This window comes from Lentilactobacillus parabuchneri DSM 5707 = NBRC 107865, assembly GCF_001435315.1.
Taxonomy (GTDB): domain Bacteria; phylum Bacillota; class Bacilli; order Lactobacillales; family Lactobacillaceae; genus Lentilactobacillus; species Lentilactobacillus parabuchneri.
The window spans coordinates 1-3,160 of record NZ_AZGK01000030.1 but is presented as its reverse complement, the minus strand read 5'-3'; the positions used below and the strand labels follow the sequence as shown (position 1 = coordinate 3,160).

General features: G+C 50.9%; 2 rRNA genes. Both read right to left on the bottom strand.

The window, feature by feature from the left end:
• Window positions 1–117, bottom strand: a 5S ribosomal RNA gene (gene rrf, locus FC51_RS11915).
• A 76-nt stretch (window positions 118–193) separates the two neighbouring features.
• Window positions 194–3,113: ribosomal RNA gene (locus FC51_RS11910) — 23S ribosomal RNA — on the bottom strand.
• Between the last annotated feature and the right edge of the window lie 47 nt (window positions 3,114–3,160).

Sequence of the window (3,160 nt, the reverse complement as noted above, 5' to 3'; positions counted from 1 at the left end):
GCGTGGCAACGTCCTACCCTCGCAGGGGGCGATCCCCCAACTACTCTTGGCGTGCAGAAGCTTAACTTCTGTGTTCGGCATGGGAACAGGTGTATCCTTCTGGCTATCGCCACCACACTATTTTCCTGTGAAAGAACTTCGTTCTCTCAAAACTAGCTAATATTAATTTTCTGCCCTTGAACACCATTTCTACTTGGTTAAGTCCTCGACCGATTAGTATTGGTCCGCTCCGTACATCACTGCACTTCCACTTCCAACCTATCTACCTGATCATCTCTCAGGGGTCTTACTTCCATATAGGAATGGGAAATCTCATCTTGAGGTGAGTTTCACACTTAGATGCTTTCAGCGTTTATCTCATCCATACGTAGCTACCCAGCGGTGCGCCTGGCGGCGCAACTGGTACACCAGCGGTATGTCCATCCCGGTCCTCTCGTACTAAGGACAGCTCCTCTCAAATTTCCTACGCCCGCGACGGATAGGGACCGAACTGTCTCACGACGTTCTGAACCCAGCTCGCGTACCGCTTTAATGGGCGAACAGCCCAACCCTTGGGACCGACTACAGCCCCAGGATGCGATGAGCCGACATCGAGGTGCCAAACCTCCCCGTCGATGTGGACTCTTGGGGGAGATAAGCCTGTTATCCCCAGGGTAGCTTTTATCCGTTGAGCGATGGCCCTTCCATACGGTACCACCGGATCACTAAGCCCGACTTTCGTCCCTGCTCGACCTGTCTGTCTCGCAGTCAAGCTCCCTTCTGCCTTTACACTCGTTGAATGATTTCCAACCATTCTGAGGGAACCTTTGGGCGCCTCCGTTACTGTTTGGGAGGCGACCGCCCCAGTCAAACTGCCTACCTGACACTGTCTCCCGCCACGCTGAGTGGCGCGGGTTAGAGTGTTCACACAGCGAGGGTAGTATCCCACCAACGCCTCCGCCGAAACTAGCGTTCCGGCTTCAATGGCTCCTACCTATCCTGTACAAGCTGTGTCAACACCCAATATCAAGCTACAGTAAAGCTCCATGGGGTCTTTCCGTCCTGTCGCGGGTAACCTGCTTCTTCACAGGTATCTTAATTTCACCGAGTCTCTCGTTGAGACAGTGCCCAGATCGTTACGCCTTTCGTGCGGGTCGGAACTTACCCGACAAGGAATTTCGCTACCTTAGGACCGTTATAGTTACGGCCGCCGTTTACTGGGGCTTCATTTCTGGGCTTCGCCGAAGCTAACTCATCCACTTAACCTTCCAGCACCGGGCAGGCGTCAGCCCCTATACGTCATCTTACGATTTTGCAGAAACCTGTGTTTTTGATAAACAGTCGCCTGGGCCTTTTCACTGCGGCTGTGCTTGCGCACAGCACCCCTTCTCCCGAAGTTACGGGGTCATTTTGCCGAGTTCCTTAACGAGAGTTCACTCGCTCACCTGAGGATTCTCTCCTCGACTACCTGTGTCGGTTTGCGGTACGGGTAGTTGATGACTCACTAGAAGCTTTTCTCGGCAGTGTGACGTTGGTTGCTTCCCTACTTAAATTTCGGTCCTCATCACAACTTGTCAACCCGCCAATAAGCATTTAACTCATTGACTGACTCGTTGCTTGAACATCCCTTTCCAACTGGATGCACAACTTAGCCTCCTGCGTCCCTCCATCGCTCAAACATCATCAACTAGTACAGGAATCTCAACCTGTTATCCATCGCCTACGCCTTTCGGCCTCGGCTTAGGTCCCGACTAACCCTGGGAGGACGAGCCTTCCCCAGGAAACCTTAGTCATTCGGTGGATCAGATTCTCACTGATCTTTCGCTACTCATACCGGCATTCTCACTTCTAAGCGCTCCACCAGTCCTTACGGTCTGGCTTCATTGCCCTTAGAACGCTCTCCTATCACTTGACCAAAGGTCAAGTCCACAGTCTCGGTAATATGCTTAGCCCCGGTAAATTTTCGGCGCGGAATCACTCGACTAGTGAGCTATTACGCACTCTTTAAATGATGGCTGCTTCTGAGCCAACATCCTAGTTGTCTATGCAACTCCACATCCTTTTCCACTTAGCATATATTTAGGGACCTTAACTGGTGGTCTGGGCTGTTCCCCTTTTGACGATGGATCTTATCACTCACCGTCTGACTCCCGGATAAAAATCAATGGTATTCGGAGTTTATCTGAACTTAGTAACCCATGACGGGCCCCTCATCCAAACAGTGGCTCTACCTCCATGATTCTACGTCCGAGGCTAGCCCTAAAGCTATTTCGGAGAGAACCAGCTATCTCCAAGTTCGTTTGGAATTTCACCGCTACCCACACCTCATCCCAGCACTTTTCAACGTACACGGGTTCGGCCCTCCAGTGCGTTTTACCGCACCTTCAGCCTGGACATGGGTAGATCACCTGGTTTCGGGTCTACAGCAACATACTCAAACGCCCATTTCAGACTCGCTTTCGCTGCGGCTCCGGCTTTTAAACCTTAACCTTGCATGTTACCGTAACTCGCCGGTTCATTCTACAAGAGGCACGCTATCACCCATTAACGGGCTCTAACTGCTTGTAGGCACATGGTTTCAGGAACTATTTCACTCCCCTTCCGGGGTGCTTTTCACCTTTCCCTCACGGTACTGGTTCACTATCGGTCACTAGAGAGTATTTAGCCTTGGGAGATGGTCCTCCCGGATTCCGACGACGTTTCACGTGTGTCGCCGTACTCAGGATCCTGAACTGAGGGTCATTGATTTCACCTACGGGGCTATCACCCTGTTTCGCCAACCTTCCCAGATTGTTCGATTATCAACAACTTTGGTAACTCAAATGTTCAGTCCTACAACCCCAACGAGCAAGCTCGTTGGTTTGGGCTGTTCCCCGTTCGCTCGCCGCTACTTAGGGAATCGAAATTTCTTTCTGCTCCTGTGGGTACTGAGATGTTTCAGTTCCCCACGTCTACCTCTATATAGCTATGAATTCACTATATAGTAACAGCTGATTAAAGCTGCTGGGTTTCCCCATTCGGAAATCTCCGGATCAAAGCTTACGTACAGCTCCCCGAAGCATATCGGTGTTAGTCCCGTCCTTCATCGGCTTCTAGTGCCAAGGCATTCACCATGCGCCCTTTTTAACTTAACCTGTACATCACGAAGTGATGCAAAGTTAATTGAGTATTTGCGATTTTT